Annotated in this window: 21 protein-coding genes and 1 tRNA gene; 14 read left to right on the top strand and 8 right to left on the bottom strand. The window is 29.5% G+C overall.

Features of this window, described 5'->3' with window-relative positions; all coding sequences use genetic code 11:
- Window positions 1-7: 7 nt before the first annotated feature.
- Both LPB03_RS12520 and LPB03_RS12515 read right to left on the bottom strand, forming a co-directional pair.
- Window positions 8-301 (bottom strand): thioredoxin family protein, encoded by a 294-nt coding sequence (locus LPB03_RS12520; protein ID WP_065319931.1) that lies wholly within the window; start codon window positions 299-301, stop codon window positions 8-10.
- Between the two features lie 87 nt (window positions 302-388).
- Window positions 389-1,612, bottom strand: a complete 1,224-nt coding sequence (locus LPB03_RS12515; RefSeq protein ID WP_065319930.1) for a metallophosphoesterase — start codon at window positions 1,610-1,612, stop codon at window positions 389-391.
- A gap of 103 nt (window positions 1,613-1,715) precedes the next feature.
- On the opposite strand from LPB03_RS12515, the gene LPB03_RS12510 reads away from it, so the two are divergent.
- From LPB03_RS12510 to LPB03_RS12490, 5 genes are all read left to right on the top strand, one after another.
- Window positions 1,716-2,546 carry a sterol desaturase family protein gene (locus tag LPB03_RS12510; protein WP_231953102.1) on the top strand — a complete coding sequence of 277 codons (831 nt, stop codon included), beginning with the start codon at window positions 1,716-1,718 and terminating at the stop codon, window positions 2,544-2,546.
- A 109-nt stretch (window positions 2,547-2,655) separates the two neighbouring features.
- Entirely contained in the window at window positions 2,656-2,913 is a 258-nt protein-coding gene (locus LPB03_RS12505) for a type II toxin-antitoxin system ParD family antitoxin (RefSeq protein WP_065319929.1), read from the top strand.
- Window positions 2,900-3,199, top strand: coding sequence for a type II toxin-antitoxin system RelE/ParE family toxin (locus LPB03_RS12500; protein WP_065319928.1), 300 nt, complete (start codon window positions 2,900-2,902; stop codon window positions 3,197-3,199). Before LPB03_RS12505 ends, LPB03_RS12500 begins: the two co-directional genes overlap by 14 nt.
- Before the next feature lie 220 nt (window positions 3,200-3,419).
- On the top strand, window positions 3,420-6,263 hold the full coding sequence (gene polA, locus LPB03_RS12495) for a DNA polymerase I (RefSeq protein WP_065319927.1): 2,844 nt from the start codon (window positions 3,420-3,422) through the stop codon (window positions 6,261-6,263).
- Window positions 6,264-6,523: 260 nt separating this feature from the next.
- Window positions 6,524-6,907: a hypothetical protein gene (locus LPB03_RS12490; RefSeq protein WP_065319926.1), complete on the top strand. Its 384-nt coding sequence runs from the start codon at window positions 6,524-6,526 to the stop codon at window positions 6,905-6,907.
- Between the two features lie 88 nt (window positions 6,908-6,995).
- Here LPB03_RS12490 and LPB03_RS12485 read toward each other — a convergent pair whose 3' ends face one another.
- Together LPB03_RS12485 and LPB03_RS12480 are read right to left on the bottom strand one after the other, a co-directional pair.
- Window positions 6,996-7,535 carry a hypothetical protein gene (locus tag LPB03_RS12485; RefSeq protein ID WP_065319925.1) on the bottom strand — a complete coding sequence of 180 codons (540 nt, stop codon included), beginning with the start codon at window positions 7,533-7,535 and terminating at the stop codon, window positions 6,996-6,998.
- Window positions 7,536-7,753: 218 nt separating this feature from the next.
- Window positions 7,754-8,473, bottom strand: coding sequence for a hypothetical protein (locus LPB03_RS12480; protein WP_065319924.1), 720 nt, complete (start codon window positions 8,471-8,473; stop codon window positions 7,754-7,756).
- A gap of 172 nt (window positions 8,474-8,645) precedes the next feature.
- Here LPB03_RS12480 and LPB03_RS12475 point away from each other — a divergent pair, with 172 nt between their 5' ends.
- Both LPB03_RS12475 and LPB03_RS12470 read left to right on the top strand, forming a co-directional pair.
- The gene (locus tag LPB03_RS12475; protein ID WP_065319923.1) at window positions 8,646-10,316 is read left to right on the top strand and encodes an RluA family pseudouridine synthase; all 1,671 of its coding nucleotides are present in this window, start codon (window positions 8,646-8,648) and stop codon (window positions 10,314-10,316) included.
- Window positions 10,317-10,354: 38 nt separating this feature from the next.
- Window positions 10,355-11,317 (top strand): L-threonylcarbamoyladenylate synthase, encoded by a 963-nt coding sequence (locus LPB03_RS12470; RefSeq protein WP_065319922.1) that lies wholly within the window; start codon window positions 10,355-10,357, stop codon window positions 11,315-11,317.
- On the opposite strand, the gene LPB03_RS12465 is transcribed toward LPB03_RS12470, so the two are convergent.
- A complete protein-coding gene (locus LPB03_RS12465) occupies window positions 11,318-11,665 on the bottom strand; it encodes a phage holin family protein (RefSeq protein WP_065319921.1) in 348 nt (115 codons plus the stop codon).
- A gap of 91 nt (window positions 11,666-11,756) precedes the next feature.
- Entirely contained in the window at window positions 11,757-12,248 is a 492-nt protein-coding gene (locus LPB03_RS12460) for a hypothetical protein (RefSeq protein ID WP_139058986.1), read from the bottom strand.
- A gap of 404 nt (window positions 12,249-12,652) precedes the next feature.
- Here LPB03_RS12460 and LPB03_RS12455 point away from each other — a divergent pair, with 404 nt between their 5' ends.
- From LPB03_RS12455 to LPB03_RS12425, 7 genes are all read left to right on the top strand, one after another.
- A complete protein-coding gene (locus LPB03_RS12455; protein ID WP_065319919.1) occupies window positions 12,653-12,844 on the top strand; it encodes a hypothetical protein in 192 nt (63 codons plus the stop codon).
- Window positions 12,845-12,875: 31 nt separating this feature from the next.
- Entirely contained in the window at window positions 12,876-13,739 is an 864-nt protein-coding gene (locus tag LPB03_RS12450; RefSeq protein WP_065319918.1) for a sigma-70 family RNA polymerase sigma factor, read from the top strand.
- Window positions 13,740-14,652: 913 nt separating this feature from the next.
- Window positions 14,653-15,006: a hypothetical protein gene (locus tag LPB03_RS12445; RefSeq protein ID WP_065319917.1), complete on the top strand. Its 354-nt coding sequence runs from the start codon at window positions 14,653-14,655 to the stop codon at window positions 15,004-15,006.
- Between the two features lie 496 nt (window positions 15,007-15,502).
- Complete coding sequence (locus tag LPB03_RS12440) at window positions 15,503-18,664, top strand: SusC/RagA family TonB-linked outer membrane protein (RefSeq protein ID WP_065319916.1); 3,162 nt, start codon at window positions 15,503-15,505, stop codon at window positions 18,662-18,664.
- Window positions 18,665-18,675: 11 nt separating this feature from the next.
- Window positions 18,676-20,307: a RagB/SusD family nutrient uptake outer membrane protein gene (locus LPB03_RS12435; protein ID WP_065319915.1), complete on the top strand. Its 1,632-nt coding sequence runs from the start codon at window positions 18,676-18,678 to the stop codon at window positions 20,305-20,307.
- 22 nt (window positions 20,308-20,329) lie between these two features.
- Complete coding sequence (locus tag LPB03_RS12430; RefSeq protein ID WP_065319914.1) at window positions 20,330-21,691, top strand: glycan-binding surface protein; 1,362 nt, start codon at window positions 20,330-20,332, stop codon at window positions 21,689-21,691.
- A 30-nt stretch (window positions 21,692-21,721) separates the two neighbouring features.
- Window positions 21,722-23,902 carry an endo-1,4-beta-xylanase gene (locus LPB03_RS12425; protein ID WP_065319913.1) on the top strand — a complete coding sequence of 727 codons (2,181 nt, stop codon included), beginning with the start codon at window positions 21,722-21,724 and terminating at the stop codon, window positions 23,900-23,902.
- A 119-nt stretch (window positions 23,903-24,021) separates the two neighbouring features.
- Here the strand turns inward: LPB03_RS12425 and LPB03_RS12420 are convergent, their stop codons facing one another.
- Together LPB03_RS12420 and LPB03_RS12415 are read right to left on the bottom strand one after the other, a co-directional pair.
- Entirely contained in the window at window positions 24,022-25,053 is a 1,032-nt protein-coding gene (locus tag LPB03_RS12420) for a LacI family DNA-binding transcriptional regulator (protein WP_065320144.1), read from the bottom strand.
- A gap of 182 nt (window positions 25,054-25,235) precedes the next feature.
- Window positions 25,236-25,309, bottom strand: a tRNA-Asn gene (locus LPB03_RS12415).
- Between the last annotated feature and the right edge of the window lie 185 nt (window positions 25,310-25,494).

The raw sequence follows: 25,494 nt of genomic DNA, 5'->3' as shown, positions 1-25,494 counted from the left end.
TGGAGTTTTAAAAATATTTTCGAACCAAATTGATTAACGTATTTGCGTCTTGAAAACCTGTTTGACGCCATTTCATTTCGCCATTTTTATAAATCATAAATGTTGGATTTCCTTTTACACGCAAGGCATCTGCTAAGGTTTCGTTTTTTTTGATGTCAATTTTAATTACTTTGGCTTTTTCACCCAAAGCAGCAGCAACATTTCTTAAAGTATCTACGTTGTTATCAATAGCATTCCAATCTGAATAAAAATCGATTAAAACTGGTGTTTCAGCACTAATTAATTCTCCGAATTTTGTCATAATTAAATATTTTTAAACGTATAAAACTAACACCTATTTAAATCTTGTTATTACAAATATAATAATTCTCATCAAATAAGCTGATTATCAAGCTTTTTTCAATTCTATAACTGTAATTTCTGGCCAAATACCAACTCTTCCAGGAAAAGCATGATACCCAAAACCTCTGTTTACATTTATATATCTGCCAAATTCTTGATACAAACCTGCCCATTGTTTGTACACAAATTGAGAGGGACTCCATTTTAAAAAACCAGGAATTTCAATCCCCATTTGCAAACCATGTGTATGACCACTTAGCGTTAAATGATAATTAAAATCGTCCATTTTTACCTTTTCTTGCCAATGACTTGGATCGTGACTCATTAAAATTTTAAAATCTTCTTTTTTTATTTTTGATGATGCTCGCTGCAAATCTCCTGCTTGGTTAAAACCTTTTCCCCAATTTTCGACACCAACTAAGGCTATTTTTTGTCCATCTTTTTCTAAATATCTGTGTTCATCTAACAATAAATCAAACCCTATTTTTTTGTGAATTTCTTTTACTCTTTGAAAATTATCAATTTTATCTTGAGGCGAATTCCAATCCATATAATCTCCATAATCATGGTTTCCTAAAATGGCAAATTTGCCTTCTTTAGCTTCTAATTGCTTAAAAACATCAATCCAATTATCCATTTCATCAGCTTTATTATTTACAATATCACCTGTAAATAACATCAAATCAGATTTTTGCTCATTAATTAAATCAACACCATATTGTATTTTTTCTTTATTGGTAAAACTTCCTGAATGAATATCTGAAATTTGCGTTATTGTATAACCATCAAAAGCTGTTGGTAAATCATCAAAAGAAAGTTGATATTTTATCACCTTATAATTATATTTTCCTTGAATGATTCCATAGATAAAAGACGCAAAAGGAATTGCTGCTAATCCCAAAGCAATTTGCGATACAAATTTTCTTCTTCCAACCAAAGATTGCGTTTCTGAACTTGAAATTACCGAAAACAATTTCAAAACCCATCGATACATATCTTCACCAAAAAGTACAAATACAATTACTAATTTAGGAATTGAAAAAGAAAGTAAAATTCCCATTGCCATTTGAAACTCTGGAGTTTGTCCTTTACTTCTATCGTAGGTTAAAATGGTGATGAAAAAATACATATACACAGCAACACTAATTGCTATGTAAGAGAATCGTATTAATTTACTTTTGGAAATTGTTTTGAAAGCTTGAAACGTATAAATTTCTACAGAAACAATTAAAATGAGCACAATAAGAACTGGAATTAACCAACGAGGCATATTTATTTTTTTTAAATGTGGACAAAGGTAACTGTTAAAAAATCAAAGGTTTTTAAGCTCCTGTTAAATTTTTTAGTAAATTTATAATCTTATTTTATAGAAAATGATTGATAATATTGTTGTTTTTTTCGAAAACCTAACTAGCTTACAAAAGTTTATTTGGATTGTGGGTTGTTTATCTGTTTTCTGGATTTTAGAAGGCGTTTATCCCCTTAAAAAACATCAATACAACAAATGGAAACATGCTAAAACTAATTTCGTTTTACTACTTTCTACAATGCTCATTAATGTTATTTTTGGGTTGCTAACTGTTGGCGTTTTTCTTTGGATTGATACCACAAATTTTGGGTTACTACATATGGTTGATTTCCCTGTTTGGGTAGAAATCATTTTAGCAATTATGATTCTGGATTTTACCTCACAATATTTAGTGCACGTTTTATTGCACAAAATTCCTTTTATGTGGCGTTTTCACACAGTACATCATAGTGATACACATGTAGATGTAACTTCTGGAACAAGACATCATCCCATCGATTTTATTTTTAGAGAAACCTTTGCTTTGCTTGGCGTTTTAATTGCTGGTTTGCCTGTTTCCTATTATTTAATGTACCGAATTTTAACGGTTCTTTTTACCTATTTTTCGCATGCAGATATTAGTTTACCAGCCAAATTAGACAAAGCTATTAGCTATGTTTTTATTTCGCCAAATACACACAAATTCCATCATCATCATGTAATGCCTTGGACAGATACCAACTTTGGAAATATCTTTTCTTTTTGGGATAGAATTTTTGGCACTTTTATGTATCAAGACACCAAAGACATTGTGTATGGAGTTGACATTTTAGACGCAAAAAAATCAGAAGACATTTTATATCAATTAAAAGCTCCTTTTCAAAAAGGATTGAAATCTGTGGAATATAAAAGTTAGTTTATTTTTAAATTGATGTTACGAATTCTCGAACATTAATATTTGAAAAATTTTAAGCAATTTTGAAAACATACCAATTTTTGGTATATTTGAAATAAATTTTACTACAATGAATAAAAATACATCCATATCACTAGGAAATTATTTTGATGAATTTGTGCAAAGCAGCGTAAAAGAAGGAAGGTTTAAAAACGTTAGTGAAGTTATACGTGCAGGTTTAAGACTTTTAGAAGAAGAAGAAAGTAGAGTAATTGCTTTAAAAAATGCAATTCAAGAGGGAATTGATAGTGAAATTGCTCACGATTTTGATTCAAAAAAACATCTTGAAACCTTAAAAGCGAAAAAATATTCGAATGGCCGAATATAAATTAACAAATAAAGCTGTTGAAGATTTATCAAAAATTTGGGAATATACATTTGAAGTTTGGTCAGAAAAACAAGCCGACAAATACTATGATCGTTTAATTACTAGTTGCCAAGAAATAGCCAACAATCCAGAATTGGGCAAAAATTATCAAGGCATAACCGATTCACTTCTAGGAATGAAAATAAATCGACACATAATTTTCTATAGAACATTACATGAAAATTATGTGGAAATTACCAGAATATTGCACGAAAGAATGGATTTAAAAGAAAAAATTATTCAATAACAACAAGTTCCAAAACTTTCAAAAGTTTATATTTTTTCAATTTAATAATTCAGGTTTTTTTAATAGTTTACAAATTTGTTCAAGAAACCTCTTTATCATTTAAAAAAAAATATGAATCGTGCCAATAATTGCAACAAACATTCTCATTAAAATCATCAACATATAAAGCCTAATTTTATACAGTTTTTTGTAGTTTTATCTTTTTAGAATTATAGATAAAATGGCAGATCAAAAAAGACTTTTTTTAGTTGATGCATACGCATTAATTTTTCGTGGATATTACGCATTTATAAAGAACCCAAGAATTAATTCAAAAGGACTCGATACTTCTGCAATTATGGGTTTTATGAACTCGCTTTTAGACGTTATTAAACGTGAAAGACCAGATCATTTAGCAGTATGTTTTGACAAAGGTGGCAGTGTAGACAGAGTTGAAATGTTTACAGAATACAAAGCAAATAGAGATGCAACTCCAGAGCCTATAAACGACGCGATCCCATATATTTATGAGATTTTAAAAGCCATGCACATACCAATTATGGTAAAAGATGGTTTTGAGGCAGATGATGTGATTGGAACACTTTCCAAACAAGCAGAAAAAGAAGGTTACCAAACGTTTATGGTAACTCCAGATAAAGATTTTGCGCAATTGGTTTCCGAAAATATTTTTATGTATAAACCACGTTTTGGAGGTGGTTATGATATTTGGGGCGTTCCTGAAGTGTTGGCAAAATTTGAAATTACAGATCCTTTGCAAGTCATCGATTTTCTTGGAATGATGGGAGATTCTTCTGATAATATTCCTGGTTTGCCTGGAGTTGGCGAAAAAACTGCGAAGAAATTTTTAGCGCAATTTGGTTCTATGGAAAACCTTTTAGAGAATACAGATCAGCTAAAAGGTAAAATGAAAGAGAAAGTTGAAACTGCTAAAGAACTAGGGTTACTTTCTAAAAAATTGGCAACAATTATGTTGGATGTTCCTGTAACTTTTAATGCAAAAGATTTTACGTTAGATCAACCAGATGTTGAGAAAGTTACCGAAATTTTTAACGAATTAGAGTTTAGAAATTTATTGACAAATTTCTTAAAAACATTTGCTGATGAAAATGCACAAAAAGTAAATTCAGCAGAAAATAATACTGATGAAAAATCAACCACTAAAAAATCTGCGCCAATTGTAGAAGGTCAATTTGATTTATTTGCGGCTCCAGGAACAGGAAGTGTTACAGAAGCACAAACTGCATCTGGCTTTAAAAATATTTTAAATACGAATCATTTTTATCAACATATAGATTCCCCTTTTTCTAGAAAATTATTAATCGATAAATTGATGCAACAAACATCGGTTTGTTTTGATACAGAAACTACTGGCTTAAAAGCGTTGGAAGTTGAGTTAATTGGCATCGCTTTTTCTTTTGAAGCTGGCAAAGGATATTATGTTTCTTTTCCAGAAGATCAAGAGGAAACAAAGACGATTTTAGAAGAGTTTAGACCGTTTTTTGAAGCATCAGCAATTGAAAAAATTGGACATAATTTAAAATATGATATCAAAGTTTTATCGAACTATAACATGCCTGTAAAAGGAAATTTATTCGATACAATGATTGCGCATTATTTAATCAATCCAGATATGCGTCATAATATGGATGTTTTAGCAGAAACGTATTTGAATTATCAGCCAGTTTCTATTACGGAATTGATTGGTAAAAAAGGTAAAAATCAGCTTTCTATGAGAGTTGTGCCCATTAAAGATCAAACAGAATATGCTGTGGAAGATGCAGATATTACCTATCAATTAAAAGAACATTTTACAGGCGAATTAGAAACTGGAAACGTCACAAAATTATTTAACGAGGTAGAATTGCCTTTGGTTTCTGTATTAACTGCCATGGAAATTGAGGGAATAAATATCAATACTGAATTTTTAAAAGAATTGTCAGTTGCATTAACGGATGACATTAACAGATTAGAAAAAAATATTTACGAATTAGCAGGAGAAGAATTTAATATTGCCTCTCCAAAACAGTTGGGAATTGTTCTTTTTGAAAACATGAAGTTGGTTGATAAACCAAAAAAGACAAAAACTGGGCAATATAAAACTGGTGAAGATATTTTATCTTTCTTGGCTAAAGACCACGAAATTATTAGAGATATTCAAGAATATCGTCAATATAAAAAATTACAAAGTACCTATGTTGATGCGTTGCCAAATGAAATCAACCCAAAAACTGGGCGAATTCACACACAATATATGCAAGCAGTTGCTGCAACAGGAAGGTTGAGTTCTAACAACCCAAACTTGCAAAACATTCCTATTAGAACAGAAAGAGGACGTGAAGTTCGTAAAGCTTTTATTCCAAGAAATAGCGATTATGTGTTGTTGGCAGCAGATTATTCTCAAATTGAATTGCGGATTATTGCAGCTTTAAGTGAGGAAGAAACCATGATTAATGCTTTTAAAAATGGTGAAGATATTCATGCTTCAACAGCTTCTAAGGTTTTTAATGTTGATATAAAAGACGTAACTCGTGAGCAAAGAAGTAATGCAAAAACAGTCAATTTTGGTATTGTTTATGGAGTTTCTGCTTTTGGATTGAGTAATCAAACAGATTTAAGCAGAAGTGAAGCCAAAGAATTGATTGATACCTATTATGAAACGTATCCAAAATTGAAAGCTTATATGGCTAGTCAGGTTGATTTTGCAAGAGAAAAAGGCTATGTAGAAACAGTTTTAAACAGACGTAGATATTTAAAAGACATTAATTCTAGAAATGCCATGGTTAGAAGTGGTGCTGAAAGAAATGCTGTAAATGCACCCATACAAGGTTCTGCAGCAGACATTATAAAATTGGCGATGATTAACATTCACAATCGTTTTGAGAAAGAAGGTTTCAAATCGAAAATGTTATTACAAGTGCATGATGAATTGGTTTTTGATGTACCAAAAGACGAATTAGAAATTGTAAAACCAATTATTAAATTCGAAATGGAAAACGCCTTTAAAATGGATGTTCCTTTAGATGTAGAAGTTGGTATTGGTCAAAATTGGTTGGAAGCGCATTAGAAATTTAATAATGTTATTCTTACTAAAAAACAATTAAAATTCACAAAGTCTTTCTGAGCTTATCGAAGAATAATGTCATTACTGTCTTCGACAAGCTCAGACTGACATACGTTAAACTAATTGGTATTAGGAATTGTAATTATGAATATTTAAAATTAACTATAATTTTTATTAGCTAATTAACAATTTCAATTAAATAATGTCACACTGAGCTTGTCGAAGTGCTTTTTTATCTGAAATTACAATATTATAAAAACAAAATGGAAGTAGATTACATAGAAAATTTTAACGGACTTGATGAAAATTTGGTTCGTTTGTATAACTTTGATCAAAAAGAAGCCAATAAATTTAGAGATTTGTTGGAGGAGACTGTGATCAATAAAAAACAAAAACTAAATTTAGCTGAAGTAGATTTTATAGAACCTATAAATTGCAATTTAATTTTTGGCTTGTTTAAGTCTGATGAAGGAATTCTTACCAAAGACAATGAAACGTTTTTTTGTATTTTAACGTTAGAAAGTTTTAAAAATATGGTGAAATTAATAGAACCTTTTTGTGTAAAAGAATCTAGAGCTCATCAATATTTATATGATGTTGATACGCCTACAGATTTGTTATTTTGCCCTTCTGCAACAGCACAATAAACTTAGTATCTAGAAATAATTTAAACATAAAAAGAGGATAGATTTATAAAAAATCTATCCTCTTTTCTTTTAATAAAATTTATATCAATTAAGATTTATACTTCTCAATAGTTTCATTTAATTCTTCACGTAAATCATCAAATTTCTCCATTAAATCTTCGATATTCTGTTCAATTTTATCTTCAGATTCATTTCTTTCATCAGACAATTTCTTATACTCTTTCTGAATATCTTCAATGTCTTCCATAACTTCTTCCGTTTTTAACCAAGCAGGAATTGAATTTCCTAAATTTGCGATTGTTGCACTTAAATCTCCAATTCTAGTTGTATAGGTTTTAGAATCTAATTCTTCAATTGCTCTCAACTCTTCATTTGCAGTGTTAAATCCTTCCCAGTCATCAAAAGATAAATCTCCACTATTGTTAGAACTATAATTTACGTAAGTTCCGTCTTCTAATTTTAATTGTATCTTCTTGAATTCATCAGAAATATCATCTCCAGCATCTTCCATGCTCTCTTCAATTTCTTCCATTTTATCTTCTACTTTTTCTTTTTTAGTTTTGTCACAAGAAATAAATAGAAAACCTGATATTGCTAATATTGCTATTGTTTTTTGAATTGTTTTCATACTATATGTTTTTTAGTTTGATACAAAATTAAACGAATTAACAATAGAACTTTAACGCTAACAAAGTTTTAATTAACTCTTTTGGTGTTTTAAAAAAAACCATCTAAATCCTTGATTTTAAAAAGCAAAGAGTAAATTTGAAACAAAAAAATAAGGTAGATGAAACATCTACCCTATTTTAAAAAAAAACCTTTTCTTCTTTCTTACTAATTCAATTATTACTTCTTCTTTTCAATAATTTTATCTAACTTTTTAATTTCTTCATTATACTCTTCAATAGCAGCTTCTATTTTTCCTTTTTTGAATTCTTCGTTAAATTCTTCGATGGCACTTTCGTGAATTTTTACATATTCAGCAACAGTTTCATCTAATTCTTCTTTTAAATCGTCGAATTTTTCAGAAAGCTCTTCTAAATTTTCTTTTACTTCTTTTTCTGGAGCATTGCTTTCTTTAATTAGCTCTAAATATTCTTTTTGAATATCTGCAACATCTTCCATAACTTCTTCCGTTTTTAACCAAGAAGGAATTGTGTTTCCTAAATTAGCAATTCTGTAATTCATGTTTTTAATACGTTGTGAAGTCGTTACATAATTACTTTTTCTAATTTCTGCAAGCTCATAATTAACAACTGTAAAATCTTTCCAATCATCAAAACCAGCAATTCCATTTGCATCTAAATTATATACAATTGGTGTTTGTTCTTTTATTTTATAAGAACGTGTTATTACTTCACCTTCTTTCATATTCATTCTTTCAACATCACCTTCAGCAATTTCTTTTTCTACTTCTAAATTATCTTTTTCAGTTTCTATAACTTCAGAAATTTCATTGTTTTCAGTAGTATTTTTCTTTGGAGTATCACAAGAAAAAAACATAAAACTTGATGCTGTGAATGCTAATGCAAATAATTTTATTGAGTTTATTTTTATACTTTTCATATTAACGTTTTAAAGTTTGATACAAAACTAAACGAATAACAAAGATCCATTTAACGCAAATAAAGTTAGTTTTAACTCTTTAGGAAACTGAATTGAAATCGGTTTTTAAAAAACCACTAATTCTGTATTATATTGATAAACTGCCTATCTTTGACATTTACTTAAAAACAAATTGAAACACTTCCTACATTTTAATTCTGATATTTCTGAAATTGATTTTCCAAAGAAATTTACATTTCCTTTTTATTATGATGCACATCCTTTAGCTGTTCTTGCAGCAGAAGAAATTCATCAATATTTACAAAATCAAACAGATTTTAAACACAATTTTGGCATCCATACAAATAGTGATGAATTGCCAGTTGGTAAAATGTTCGGAGTTTTAGTGGTAAAAAATAAGAATGATGAAGTTGGTTATTTAGCTGCTTTTTCTGGGAAATTGGCTGATAAAAGTTTACCTGAAAAATTTGTTCCTCCTGTTTTTAATATGAGAACTGAAGGTAGTTTTTACATTAAAGGTGAAGCTGAAATTGATGCAATTAATGAGGAATTAAGCATTTTAAAGAAAGATAAAAACTATCTAAAAATTAAAAAAGCGAACAAAAAACTACATCAAGAAATTGCTGATGATTTAGAAAATCAGCGAAAAAAAATGAAACTTTCTAAAAAAAACAGAAAACTTAGAAAGAAAAATGCAACTTCACTTTTAAATGAGTTGGAGTTTAAAAAGTTAACTGAAAAACTAACGCAAGAAAGTTATAATGATCAGTTTTTTTACAAAGAATTGGTGGAATATTATCAAACAAAAGTTGTAAAATCGAATAACGAATTGGCTTTTTTTGAAGATAGAATTTCATTTCTCAAAATAGAACGAAAAGAAAAATCGAACTTTTTACAGCAGACTTTATTTAGTAAATATGCTTTTTTAAATCAACAAAAAAAGCTAAAAAGTCTGTTAACTATTTTTGATGATCCACTAATAAAACCTCCTGCTGGTTCTGGAGAATGTGCTGCTCCAAAATTATTAAATTACGCTTTTGCAAACGATTTAAAACCCATTTGTATGGCAGAATTTTGGTGGGGAATTTCGCCAAACTCAGCCATTAGAAAGCACAAAAATTTTTATCCTGCTTGCCAAAGTAGATGCAAACCCATTTTAAACCACATGTTAAAAGGTATTGAAATGGATTCGAATTTGTTACTAGAAAATTTATCCGAAGACAAAAAGCTAGATATTATTTTTGAAGATGATATTTTAATTGTGGTAAACAAACCTGCTGAATTTTTATCAGTTCCTGGCAAAACCATTCAAGATTCTGTGTATAGCAGAATTAAAGAAAAATATCCATTGGCAACTGGTCCATTAATTGTGCATAGACTAGACATGTCTACTTCTGGCATTTTATTATTAACCAAAACTAAAGAAGCCAATAAAGTTTTACAAAGTCAGTTTATAAACAGAACTGTAAAAAAACGCTATGTTGCTTTATTAAATGGAGATTTGGCTGAAAAAAGTGGAAATATTCAATTGCCAATTAGAGTAGATTTAGATGACAGACCCAAACAACTAGTAGATTTTGTGCATGGAAAAAATGCAGAAACTAATTGGGAAATCATCAACAAAGAAAATGGAAAAACTCGGGTTTATTTTTATCCAATTACTGGTAGAACACATCAATTACGAGTGCATGCAGCTCATAAAAACGGATTAAACACTCCTATTTTGGGTGATGATTTGTATGGTAAAAAAGCAAATCGATTGCATTTGCATGCTCAATTTATTGAATTTTTGCATCCAACAACTCACAAAAAAATGAGTTTTACAGTTGATGCTGATTTTTAAAAAATCTATTGATTTTATATGTAATTTTGCAAACAATTATGAGCATCATTTCCAAAGACATACAAAAAGCAATTTCGTTATTAGAAAACGAAGAATTGGTGGCAATTCCTACAGAAACTGTATATGGTTTAGCTGGTAATATTTTTAGTGAAAAAGCAATTAAACGTATTTTTGAAACTAAAAAGCGTCCGTTTTTTAATCCTTTAATTGTGCATATTTCATCTGTAGATGAGTTGGAAACTATTGTTGCTGAAATTCCTGAAAAAGCGAGAATTTTAGCAAATACTTTTTGGCCTGGTTCTATGACTTTAGTGCTAAAAAAGAATAAAAATATTCCTAGTATAATTACTGCAGGCAAAGATACTGTTGCAGTTCGTGTACCAAATCACCCTGTAACGTTATCGCTTTTAGAACAATTGTCTTTTCCTTTGGCAGCACCAAGTGCAAACCCTTTTAATAATATTAGCCCAACAAAACCAGAACACGTAGAGAATTATTTTAAAGACGAACTTAAGATGGTTTTAGATGGTGGTTTTTGTAAAAATGGAATAGAATCTACCATTATTGGTTTTGAAGATAATGAACCTATTATTTATAGATTAGGTGCTTTGTCTGTGGAAGATATTGAAGCTGTTGTTGGCAAAATTTCCATCAAAAATAAAAAGGAAGAAAACCCAGATGCTCCAGGAATGTTGAACAAACATTATTCTCCAAAAACGCAAACTATTTTAACCACGGATATTACATCAGAAATTGAAAAACATCCCAATAAAAAAATAGGGGTTTTAACGTTTAATACTTTTTATAGAAGCGATAAAATTGATACTCAAATTATTTTATCCGAAGAAAAAAACTTGCAAGAGGCTGCCTCAAAATTGTACGACAGTTTGCATCAATTAGATTCTTTAAATTTAGATGTAATAATTGTAGAAGAAATGCCAAATTTCGGTTTGGGAAAATCGATGAACGATCGTTTACAAAGAGCTGCTTTTAAGGATTAACTATTTTTCTTTATCATCTAATAAAGTAAATAAGAAAGATCTAAAAATAGATAGTAAAATACTAAAGAAAAGTGCTGCCCAGAAACCTGTTACTGTAAAACCATCAACTAATTTATCTGCCAATAGAATTATAATTGCGTTAATTACAAAAATAAATAACCCAAAAGTTATTAAAGTTGCTGGCAATGTTAAAAAAATTAAAAGTGGTCTTACTATCATATTTAACAGCGCAATTACAATAGCTACAATAATTGCAGAAACATAACCTGCAACCTCTACTCCTGGTAAAATATTTGCTAAAAGTATTACTGCTAAAGCCGTTAATAAAATCTTTAAAAATGTCTTCATCGTAATTTTTGAGTTTGGTTGGTATATAAAAGTAACAATTTTAGATGAAAAACAACTTAAAAATGTCTTTAAATTAAGAATCCGTTTAAAATTATTCTGTTCTATAATCTTTCACAGTTTCGCTTAACTCTTCACGCAAATCATCGAATTCGTTACTTAACTCTTCCCAATTCTCTCTTATTGCTTTTGTAGATTTATCTTTCTCATTAAGTAATGTTGCATATTCTTCCTTAACATCCTCAATCTCTTTTAAAACTTTATTTGTTTCTAACCAATCAGGAATTGTTGAAGATAATTTTGAGATGTTTTTTTCTAAATTTTCTATACGTTCTACAGAGCTATTATATTCTAAATTTTTAACTTGGTGAATCTGTGTATTGGCAACATTATAGGCATTCCAGCTACTAAAAGAATACGTACCATAATAATCTTTTCTGATAATTATTTTTTGATCTTCATCAATATTTAATAATGATATATTCTTATTATCAACTAAATTTCTATTAATACGATCTTTCTTAGAACTAAAACTACAAGAAGTAAGAAATAGTAAAGTTATTGTAAATATAAATTTATGCATCATTTTCATGATTCAAATTATTTTTAGGGTTGGATGCAAAATTACAAGAATAATTTAGACTGACTTAGCACAAACAACACAAACTTTAGCTCTTTTAAAAATAGACAAAAAGTATGTGTTTTTAAGCATTTTTAAACAAAAAACGATAATAAAGCGCTAATTTTTAGCAAAATCGACTTATTTTTCGTATTTTTGCACTCTATGAGAATTACATCAATTTTTCGTAATCAAAATATCAAGTGCTATAATTTCAATTTTAGCCTTTTTGTTCATCACTCTCATAATTTTAGCGATCAAGCTTTCTAGCTAACTTTTTTGCATCTATTTTTTGCACAAAAGATATTCAACCAAAATATTTTATTATCAAACTTAAAAATGCTTTTTTGAGCATTTCTAAATTTACTATTATGAAAATTATTCAAATTAAAAGAAGAACAAGACAAGAAAAATACTATTCTTCTGCAATGGGTATGTTAAACTCACGTGTTACTTATATTAAAAAATACGTTTTAGGCATCCCAACAAAAACACTACATAAATATAGAGAAACTTATTATGGCAAAATAAAAAATTGTGATGATTGTAATCTATTTATTTAATATTAATCTTTAAAAAAACTTTATACTATATATGAGACAACTTAAAATAAGTAAACAAGTAACCAATCGTGATGCAAAATCTTTAGATAAATATTTTCAAGAAATTAGTAAAATTGGCTTAATAACTGCTGATGAGGAAGTTGAACTGGCTTTGAAAATAAAAAAAGGAGATGGTAAAGCATTAGATCAATTGGTAAAAGCGAACTTACGATTTGTTGTTTCTGTGGCAAAACAATACCAAAATCAAGGTTTAAAATTATCGGATTTAATTAATGAAGGTAATTTAGGCTTGGTAAAAGCTGCAAAACGATTTGATGAAACTAGAGGTTTTAAGTTTATTTCTTATGCTGTTTGGTGGATTCGTCAATCAATTATGTCTGCATTAGCAGATCAATCTAGAATTGTACGTTTGCCTTTAAATAAGATTGGAAGTATTAGTAAGATTAAAAAAATATACTCGAAATTAGAACAACGTAATGAAAGAATACCTACGTATGTAGAAATTGCGAATGAATTAGATACTACTGTTAGTAGTGTTGAGCAAAGTATGAAAAACTCTGGCAGACATATTTCTATGGATGCTCCTTTTAGAGAAGGTGAAGATTCTAATATGTATAATGTTTTACAATCTGGAGATTCGCCAAGACCAGATAACGAACTAATGAAACAATCTTTAACTACTGAAATTGATAGAGCTTTAGGAACCTTATCTCAAAAAGAAGCTAAAGTTATTAAAATGTTTTACGGAATAGGACGTAAATCTCCTTGTAGTTTAGCAGAAATAGGTGAACAGTTTGATTTAACAAGAGAACGTGTAAGACAAGTAAAACAAAGAGCTATTAGACGTTTACAGAGTAAATCTAAAACAGAATTTTTACGTTATTATTTAGGATAAACATTTAGTATATAAAAGCACTAAAAAAAGCCAAAGAAAACAATTCTTTGGCTTTTTTTAATTTAATGTCACGTTCTAAAATAATGTTACTTATAATTGCGGACATAGCTATAAATAATTTCTTAATTTCATTTTTATAGTCAATTAAAATATCTTTTACCCTGGTAATTCCTTCCTATTTTATTTAAGATGAATTCATTGTTACATCATCTAAAATACCTATAACCTGCACTTATACAATTTCATCTAAATTTGCTGTGTCAATAAAAAATTTCATTTGTTTTTTTTTAATTAATGCATATCAAAACATATTAATTTTTTATAAAAAAAATCTAATCTTTTCTATATTTTTTATTTTACAATATGTTTATTATTATTTTTTATATATTTATAAGACATTAATAGATTGATTTTGTGAAACATAAGTTGAAACACAAAACAAAATCATAAAATAAATTATTAAACTAATTATTATCATAGTTTATCTTTTTTATCTCTTGTAACTTAGCTATTAATTTTTTAACTCAATTATGATAATACAGAATTTAAATCAAAGATATAGCACTAGCTTTTAGCTAATAATCATATTTGTTATCTCATATTACAGAGACAACCTTTATTGTACCTATTTCCTCCTTCTTTGATTAAAAAAAACAATTATAAATTATTCAAATAAAGACAATAGAATAATACAAACAATTTTTTTAGAAATTGAACTTCTGTTGAAACTCTTTAGTTTATGAAGAACTTTCTGATATTGATACGAAAAGCAAATTATATTAAGAAAGAAGAAAAATACCTAAATTTTATTGGAGAATTTTCCAACAAAATTAATACAGAAGAAACCCCTTTAGTATTTTAAATTACCCTAAATCAAATAACAGGAAAATTAGAAATCACTAAAAATTAAATTATGAAATACTTTTATGCATTATTACTTATTTTTCATGGTTTGTTACATTTAATAGGCTTTATAAAAGCCTTTTTCACGACAGAAATATTTAAAGGACTTTTAAGTATTTCAAAACCTATGGGAGCACTTTGGCTACTTACATTTTTATTATTCTTATATGCATCCTCAGCGTTACTAAATAATAAAAAATGGATAAACTTGATAATTATAGCGGTTTGTCTTTCACAATATTTAATTATTATGGATTGGAAAGATGCAAAGCTTGGAACCATTTTAAATATCATTGTACTAACAATTGCTATTATTGGTTACAACAGAAAAAGACATTTTAAAGCAAAAGAATCTAATAATTAGAGTTTCGTTTTCTTAAATAATTTTCACCAATTATTTTTTGATTCAAAAACATGATAATTTTTGAACCTGAAAAATAGAATTTAGAATAAACATCTAAATATAAAACCCAATTTTCATTTATCAGGTAGAAAATAATTGATGGTTTTTCTTAAGAGTATCATTCAAAAATTAGATTCATCTGATTAATAATTTCTTGGTTTTTTAAGTCCTTTTATAGTAAGGATTTGATAAGGATATACGTTTACTATTAGATTTATTACTACCAAATAAAATTAGTTTTATCAGAAAAAAAAATCAACATTTATTTGAGTTTTTTAAAAGCTATTTTTAATAAAAATAATGGTTTTTTTTAATTTTAGTAAATATTTACGCAATCGATTGTTTTATTTAAAAATATTTATATCTTTGTCAAGATAGTGCATATTTATGGTAAAATAGAATACATAGATTATAGAACAACTACAGAAATGTAAAAATTATTTTTAAACTAAATTTTATGATAAACTTTTTATTTTTTAAAAACAAAAACATTAGAAAGCGAGTTTTTTTAGGTTTAATGTTCTTGTTTTGCGGTTACTTAAACGCTCAAGTAACAGTTTCAGGAACTGTAACTGATAAACAGGGACCATTACTTGGAGTAACTATTTTAATTAAGGGAACTGCAAAAGGGACTTCAACTGACTTTGATGGAAACTATACAATTTCAAACGTACCTACTGATGGTATATTAGTCTTCAGTTATCTTGGCTACACCAGTAAAGAAATTTCTGTAAATAACACCACCTCAATTGATGTAATTTTGGTAGAAGACTCTCAAGCACTTGACGAAATTGTAGTAATTGGTTACGGAACAATGAAAAGAAGCGATCTAACAGGTTCCGTCGTTTCTATCTCTAGCGAATCAATAGAGAAAACGGTTAGTACAACTATAGATCAAGTACTACAGGGTCGTGCTGCAGGAGTTCAAATTCAACAAAATAGTGGTGCTCCAGGAGGTAGTTCTTCAATTCGTATACGTGGTATAAGTTCATTAAGTTTAAGTAACGAGCCCATTTTTGTTATTGATGGTGTGGTTATTAGTGGTGGTACAGGTTCTAATACCGAAAATCCTTTATCATCTATTAATCCATCAGACATACTTTCTATTGATGTTTTAAAAGATGCATCTGCAACTGCTATTTATGGTTCTAGAGCTTCTAATGGTGTTATTATGATTACTACAAAACGTGGAAGAAATGGTAGACTTTCGTTAGGTTATGATACTTATTTTGGTTTTCAAGAAATACCAAAAAAATTAGACGTCTTAAACCTTCAAGAATATGCTACTCATAAAAATACAAGATCAGATTTAGGAATTGTAGAAAGAGACAATAACTTTATCAGAGCAGATTTATTTGGAGAAGGTACAGATTGGCAAGAAGAAATGTTCACTAAAGCTCTAATGCAAAGCCATAACTTTTCTGCATCAGGTGGTAACGAAAAAACAACCTTTGCTATGGGTATTGGCTATTTAGAACAAGAAGGTATTGCTATTGGTTCTGGTTTTAATAGATTTAACTTAAGAGGTGTAATAGATTCTCAAGTTAAAGATTATTTAAAATTAGGCGTAAATATTGCTATAAGTAATTCTAAACAAGAAAATACTTTTTCTAATGATGGATTAATTATAACAGCATTAAGACAAACACCAAATGTTCCTGTAAGCAACCCTGATGGTTCCTTTGCTGGTCCAAGTGATGAGTTTGCACCATCAAATCCAGTAGGTAAAGCTTTATTAAATGAAAACAGAAACGAACAAATTGGTGTTAGAGCTAATGCATATGCAGAAGTTAAAATAATGAATGCTCTTAAAGTAAAATCAGAATATGCTTTTAGCTATGGTTTTGGAAACAGATATACATTTAATCCTTCTTATTATTTTAGTGAGTTCGATTTTACTGATGTAGCTTCAGGTTCTAGAGAAAAAACATTTAGCAAATTTTGGAGTTGGAATAATGTTTTAACTTATAATAATACTTTTGGTGCTCATAATCTTAATTTAACTTTAGGTCAAGAATTACAAAAAAGTTCGTATGAAAACTTATTTGGTTCTGTATCTGGATATTTATCAAACGGAGTAACGGATTTAAGTGCTGGAGATCCAACAACTGCTAATGTTCGTAACAACAGTAATGTTAGTACTATAAGTTCTTATTTTGGTAGAGTATTTTATAATTTTGATGATAAATATTTACTTACTGCAACAGTACGTAGAGATGGTTCTTCTAGATTTGCAGAAGGTAATAAATGGGGAACCTTTCCTTCAGCTGCATTCGCTTGGAAAGCTTCAGAAGAAAACTTCTTAAAAGATAGTGATGTAATAAGTAATTTAAAATTTCGTTTAGGATGGGGAGAAGTAGGTAACCAAGCTGTACCAAATAATAGATATACAATAGCATTAAATGCAACTGCTACCAATTGGGGTACAGGTGTTCTTGCAGCTAATATTGCAAATCCAGATTTAGAGTGGGAAACAACTGCTTCCAGTAACTTTGGTATAGATTTAAGTCTTTTTAACAATAGAGTTGAGTTTATTACTGACTTGTATTATAAGAAGACAAAAAACTTACTATTATTATTACCTTTACCAGCTTACGTTGGTTCTCAAGGACAAGGTTCTGCAGCTGCACCTTTTGTAAATATTGGTTCACTTGAAAATAAAGGAATCGAATTTACGCTAAACACTTTAAACGTAGAAACTAAAAACTTTAGTTGGAGTTCTAACATTACTTTTTCAAATAACGAGAACAAAGTACTTTCTCTAGTATCAGAAACAGGTGTTATAGACAGAACTTTACAAGAAGGTTCAGACATAACAACAGTTACAAGAACAGCTGTTGGTCAACCAATTGGGCAATATTATGGCTATAAAGTTATTGGGAGGTTTGAAAAAGCTACTGATTTTTACTACAAAGATGCAAATGGAAATGTTGTGCCAACTGCGTTACCAGAAGATATGGAAATTGCAGAAAATAGTGCTTGGATAGGAGATTACATTTTTGAAGATGTAAATAATGATGGTGTTATAAACGAGCAAGATTTAAGTTACATTGGTAATCCAGAAGCAGATTTTACTTTTGGTTTTGGTAACACTTTTAAATACAAAGATTTCGATTTTAATATATTCATAACAGGGTCTTATGGTAATGAAGTTGTAAATTATCAACGTCGTTTTTTAGAAAACCCTAGAAATAATCACAACCTATTAACTTCAGCATTAGGTTACGCCCAATTAGATTTAATAGATCCAAATGGGCCAAACGATTATCGTAATGTTGAAATTGTTGGAGGAGATCAATATATGCCAAGAATAGGTGCATCACCAGCTTCATCTGCATCTAACTATCGTTTTAGTGATAGATTTGTTGAAGATGGTTCTTATATTAGAATTAAAAACATTTCTTTAGGTTATAATTTTTCAAGTGAATCGGTTTCTAAATTTGGTCTTCAATCACTTAGAGTTTACACAAATACACAAAACGTAGCAACTTTTACAAAATATTCAGGTTTTGATCCTGAAGTAGGATCAATTAACCAAGACGCACTTTTAACAGGTTTTGATAATGGTAGATATCCATCTCCATTAATCTTTACTGTAGGCTTAAATGTTAAATTTTAATAATATATAATATGAAAACAAAAAAAATTATATACACCTTACTTATCCTAATTACAATGTCTGCACTTTCTAGTTGTAGTGAGTTTTTAGATGTAGAACCAAATGATACTTACACTCTAGATAACTTTTACGCCTCTGAAGATGATTTTAAAGCTGCAACAGCACCACTTTACAATAGAGTTTGGTTTGATTTTAACACTAAATTTTATTATGGTTTAGGAGATGGTAAATCCTATAATTTATATGCACCTTTCTCAGATTATATTTATCCTTTTAGCGATTTAGCAGAAAGTGCCTTAACAGGTCCGTTAGTAGAAGCTTGGTCTTCTTTTTACAATGTTGTTCAACAATCTAACAACGTTATAGATGGCATACAACAAAGTCCTGTAGATGAAGATACACAAAAACTATATATAGCAGAAGCTAGATTTATGAGAGGAACAGCTTATTGGTATTTAGCATCATTATGGGGAGATGTTATTCTTTCTACAAATCCAAAAGATTTGGTTAGTAACCCAATTGTAAATAAAAACTCTAGAAACGATGTTTATGAATTTGCAATGAGAGATTTAGAATATGCTGCTAAATATCTACCAGAGCAACCAGCAAATAATGGTCGTGTTACAAAATATAGCGCTTTTGGTATGCTATCGAGAATATATTTATCTTATTCTGGTTTAAGTGATAACCCAAATAGTGGTAATAGAAATCAGGAATATTTAGATTTATCAATAAAAGCATCAGAAAAGGTAATTAATGAAGGACCATATATGTTAATGGATGATTATGCTGATTTATTTACAATAGAAAATAACAATAATCAAGAATCAATATTTGCATTACAATGGGTGCCAAATGGAGAATATGGAACAAATAATTTCCAACAAGGATTCTTTGCATTGGGTTCTGATATTACAGGAAACGATGTAGCATATGGTTATTGGACAAGAGCTTCTTATGATGTATTGCAAGAATACGAAACTGATGATTTACGTCGTAAAGCAACTTGGATGGCAGATGGAGATTTTTATCCAGAAATAAATATTTCTAATGGAGGTTATACAGTAGATCATGAAAACACATTTGTTAACGTAAAAAAAGGTGTCGTAGGTTCTACTAAAGACAACCCACTTATTTCAAGACAAAACTCGGCATTAAATACATATATGATGCGTTTAGGAGAAGTATATTTAAACTATGCTGAAGCAGTTTTAGGTAATAATCAAACCACTACAGATGCTAATGCTTTAATGTATGTAAATTTATTACGTACACGTGCAGGTTTAGATTCTAAAACAAGTTTAACTTATGAAGATATCATTAAAGAAAGAAGAATAGAACTTTGTATGGAGGGCCAATATTGGTACGATTTAGTACGTAGATCTTATTACGAACAACAAGAAGTAATAAATTATATTACATCTCAAGATAGAGGTAACATTGTGCCAATTCTTTACGATGCTCCAACAAATGACGTTTCAGTAGACGCTACTAGAGATACACAAGCACGTGCTATTGGAGCAGTAAATGAAGGTATTTTCCTTTTACCTTATCCAGAATCTGAGGTGGTACAAAATCCTTTGTTAAGAGAGGCACCTGTACCTTACGAATTTACTGAAGAAAGAATAACAGATTTATTTTAATTTATAAAAATTGAATAGTAATATGAAAAAATATATTTCAAACAAAAATTACTGGAAACCCATAGCATTGTTTCTAACAATGTTTATAGCTATAGCTTTTACTTCTTGTGAAAATGAAGACGAAAATGCTGGTGGTGGTCCAATTACCATTAGTAAAGTTTATTTACAAGATGTAAATTCTGATGTGCAAGATAGAGAGGTTTCTTTTGCACGTCTTGGACAGCTAATACGTATTGAGGGTTCTGGGTTTTTAGGCCTTAAGCAAGTATTAATAAACGGATATTCAACTTATTTCAACCCAGTTTATTTATCAAACACATCAATGTTAATTCGTGTGTCTGGAGATACACCAACAATAGAAGCAGAAGATGATGTTCGTAATACTATACGTTTTATAAATAGTAATAACGAAACTACCTTTTCTTTCGAAATTCGTTCATCTGCACCCGTAATTACAAATATTTCGAACACTATGCCATTACCAAATGAGCAAATTACAGTTTATGGTACTGGTTTAATTGAAATAAGTAAAGTTGTTTTTCCAGGAGATATCGAAGTTTCTGACGGAATTGTAGTAGATGAAGATGGAGAGTTTTTTATTGTAACCGTTCCTGCAGGTGTTTCTGAAGATGGGGGTTCTCTATTTATTGAAAGTGCAAATGGTGGTGCCTACTCACCTGCCTATTTTAACTTTAAAAAAGGAGTTATTTTAGACTTTGATGGTAATGGAGATCTAGGAGAATTTGGTGACACTATTCGTCAAGACGAATTACAATCTGCAAGTATTGGTGAAGGTAATGTGTCACAAGGTAAATATGTATATCATGGACCTACAGGAACAGATCCTTTTCCAGCAGCATCTAATAGAAATTCAGAAGTTTTCACTTCTGGTGGCGAAAGCTGGAGAGCACAGTTAACACCATACATACCTGCAGAAACACCTTTAGATCAAGTAGGTTTTCAGTTCGATGTTTTTGTACCAGAACCTTGGGAAGGTAGTGGTTTTTTACAAGTTTTATTGATAAACAATTTTAACGGTGGTGAATGGAATGGAGCCGTTTATAATTATGTACCATGGATAGTTGATGAAGAAATAGAACCTTTTCAAACTACAGGTTGGACAACAGTAACTATTCCGTTTACAGATTTTTATAGTTTTTCTGATGATAGTACAGAATTTACTTTTGAAGATATTTTATTATTAAGAGAAGGCGCTACTTATAAAAATTTCGGATTTTTCTTTAATAATTCAGACATTCAATTAAGTAATGTAACAAGAAAAGATAGTGATGTAGAGTTTCTATCTTCAGCAACCTCTGTTAAAGTATATACTGACAATTGGAGAATAGTTTCTTTAGAAACACCAGCTTTTAGTGATTTTTAACAAAAAATAAATATTAAAAAAATAAATGAAATGAAATACAATAAATTACTACCAATTATAATATTGTCTTCAGCCCTATTTCTATCATGTGAAGATGATTTGATGGAATGGGGAAAAGATGCAGATAAAGGTGAAGTAACCACAGCTGAGTTACCTTTAGGTTTAGCAGAAAAAATTAGTAGATACGACGCTTTAAACACTTACACAGATTTTATATTAGGAAATGGTATAGGTGTAGATTTATATTTAAATGACGAAGTATATCGTACAATTACAAATGAAAACTTTGATGATGTTACTGCAGGATATGCAATGAAGCATGGAGCTATGGTAAACTCAAATGGAGAGTTAAATTTTGCAACTATAGACAATTTTATTGCAAAAACAAAAGAAGCAGGTTTAACAGTCTATGGTCATACCTTAGCTTGGCATCAAAATAATAATGCAAGCTACTTAAATGGTTTAATTGCACCAACAGTAATACCAGGTTCTAGTGGAGCTAATTCTTTAGATTTAACCTCTTTAAGAGATGGTTCTCTAAATGGTTGGGCAGGCTCTTGGAATACTGCAATTTCTGTAGTAGAAGGTGAAGGTTTATCAAGCACTTCGCAAGCAGTTCAAATGATTGCAGATGGCACATCTAATCCTTGGGAATTACAATTAGGCACCCCAGCTATCACTATTGTGAGTGGGCATTCTTATGAGCTTTCTTTTTATATAAAATCAGATCAAGCTGGGCAAGGAAGAATTTCTTTTGATGATAATCTTGTAAACCAATATCCTTGGATGGATTGGTATGGCACAGGTAATGTTACAGAATCTTTTAGTACATCATCAGAATGGCAACAAGTTAAAATAACACTAAATAGCGAAGATTTTCAAACAAATGCAACAACATTTGTATTTAATTTTGATTTAGGTTATGTATCTGGTGTAACTTATTTAATCGATGTAGAAAATATTAATGTAGTAGATTTAGATGCTCAACCTGAAAATCTAATTACAAATGGAGACTTTGAAAATGGAACACTTGATGGATGGAGTGGTTATGGAAATGGTTCTTCAAGAGATGTTTCTGCTGCTGGAGAAGGCTTTGGAGGTAATGGTTATGCTATGGTATTAACAAACCCAACAGCTGCTAATAATTATGAGGCACAGCAAGTATTTACTTTTAACCAAGCTTTAGAACTTGGTAAAGACTACACATGTAGTTTTTGGGTAAAAGCTACAACAAGTGCAAATTTACAAGTAGAAATTCAAAATGACAGTTATGGAGGCGATTATTATGGAGGTATTCAAGTAGGTACAACTTGGACGCAAGTTACAAGAACTATTACACCTTCTACAGATGATAAAACAAAGTTTATTTTCGATTTTGGAGAAACTGCTACAACCTATTACATAGATGATATTGTATTTACATCTGGAGATGCAGGTGGAGGTTCTGGACCAACGATTGTTGAAAAAACAGATGAAGAAAAAGCACAAATTATTGGAGATGCATTAGAAAGCTGGATTTCTCAAATGGTAGGTCGTTATAAAAATGACGTAAAAGCTTGGGATGTTGTAAACGAACCAATGAAAGAAGGTGGTTCTTTACGTGATGGTAATGTTGCAGATTTAGCAGACGACGAGTTCTACTGGGTTAAATACTTAGGTAAAGACTATGCAGTAACTGCTTTTAAATTAGCAAGACAATATGGTAATGCTAATGATGTACTTTTTATCAACGATTATAATTTAGAAGCTAGTTTAGCAAAATGTGATGGAATTATTCAATACACACAATATATAGAAAGCCAAGGAGCAACTGTAGACGGTATTGGTACACAAATGCACGTTTCTTTAAATACAGATAGAGATAATATTGTACAAATGTTCCAAAAACTTGCTGCAACTGGTAAGATGATTAAAATTTCGGAGCTAGATGTTAGATTAGGAACTGCAAGTCCAACAAACGAGCAGTTAGCAGATCAATCTGATATGTATAAATACATTATTGATATGTACAAAGAAAATATCCCAGCTGCTCAACAATATGGAATTACAATTTGGGGTATTTCTGATAATGAACAAGAACACCAATATTGGTTACCAGATGAATCACCAAATATTTGGGATACAAATTATGAAAGAAAACATGCTTATAAAGGTACTGCAGACGGTCTTGCAGGTAAAGATGTAAGTGCAGATTTTTCAGGAGAACTATAAGTTTTTTTCTAAAAATTAATAAAAAATTTATCCTTTACGGTTAATCTTCATTATTTGATTGATTAGCTGTGAGGGATTTTTTAGAATAACTCAATTTACATTTAACAGGTATTAGAAAATTATTTTTTTTTTGAAGACTCTCTAACTAAAACTTCAGTATTTAAAAAAGTTATTTCTTTAATGTCATCTTTTTTAAGAGATTTTAAATTTTTTATAATAATTTTTGCAGCAGCTTGTCCCATTTTTTCTGCAGGATGAGTAATTGTTGACAAATTTGGGTCTATAATTTCTGAAATAGGATCATTATTAAAACCAATAATAGCTAATTCTTCTGGAACTTTTATGCCCCTTTTTTTAGCACATTGTAGAGCACTTACTCCTAAAATATCACCAGGCGTAAAAATTCCATCTGGAGGGTTTTTTAAATCCAACAATTTATTTGTTCCTTTTTCTGCCTCATCATAAGTTACAGTGGTAAGCCTTACTATAAGTTGTTCATCAATATCAATATTATGATCTTTTAGAGCTTCTAAATAACCTTTTTTTCTTTCACTATATAAATTTCCAAATTCTGAACCAACAGAAAGATGTGCTATTCTTTTACAACCCTGATCAATAAGATGCTTTGTTGCTTTATAACCCGCAGAAAAATTATCAATAACAACCCTATAAGTATTAAAGTTTTTTGGAACCCTATCAACAAAAACTAATGGAGTATTGTTATTAATAAAGATTTGAAAATGTGAAGTATCTTGAGTTTCCATTGCTAAAGAACATATAATCCCACTAACCCTATTATTGTATAATGACTGAGCTAAATTTACTTCTTCATCATAAGAATCATGAGATTGCATTATCATAACAGTATACCCAGCTTTTTTTGCAGTAATTTCTATACCACTAATTAACGATGATAAAAAAGGTTGAGTAACGGTTGGTAATAAAACTCCAATAGTTTTAGTTTGTTTATTACGTAAACTAGCAGCTAAATTATTAGGTTGATATCCCATTTCAAAAGCAGTTTTTTTAACTTTTTTAATGGTTTTTTCACTAATACTTCTATGGTCTTTTAATGCCCTCGAAATTGTAGATGTTGCTAAATTTAATTTTTCTGCAATATCATATATGGTTATTTCTGTATATTTTTTCATTAAAATCCAAAATTTAACCAAATATACATTTTATATAAAAAAATAGAGACCAAATTACTTTAAAACTGTATTTTTTACTTCTTATGATGTAATTACAACTTTAAAAAATAGCTCTAAACTACTGCTTTTCAAAGTTTTAATAAAATAAAAAAGCCTTATCAAAATTGACAAGGCTTTTTTTGCTCCCCCTCTTGGACTCGAACCAAGGACCCTCTGATTAACAGTCAGATGCTCTAACCAACTGAGCTAAGGAGGAGTTTGCTACACAAAAATTACTTTTTATGTTTAGCGAGTGCAAATATATATCTTTTTAAAATATACACAAATGTTTTTTGAAATTTTTTAATAAAATTTTTAATGTTTATGTGAAAAATAAGCAATGCCATTATTGCTAAAAATTGTATTTTTGTCTTATTATAACAATTATCAACAAAGTATAAG

It is taken from the genome of Polaribacter vadi, from assembly GCF_001761365.1.
Taxonomy (GTDB): Bacteria; Bacteroidota; Bacteroidia; order Flavobacteriales; family Flavobacteriaceae; genus Polaribacter; species Polaribacter vadi.
This window is presented reverse-complemented; position numbering and strand designations above follow the sequence as displayed.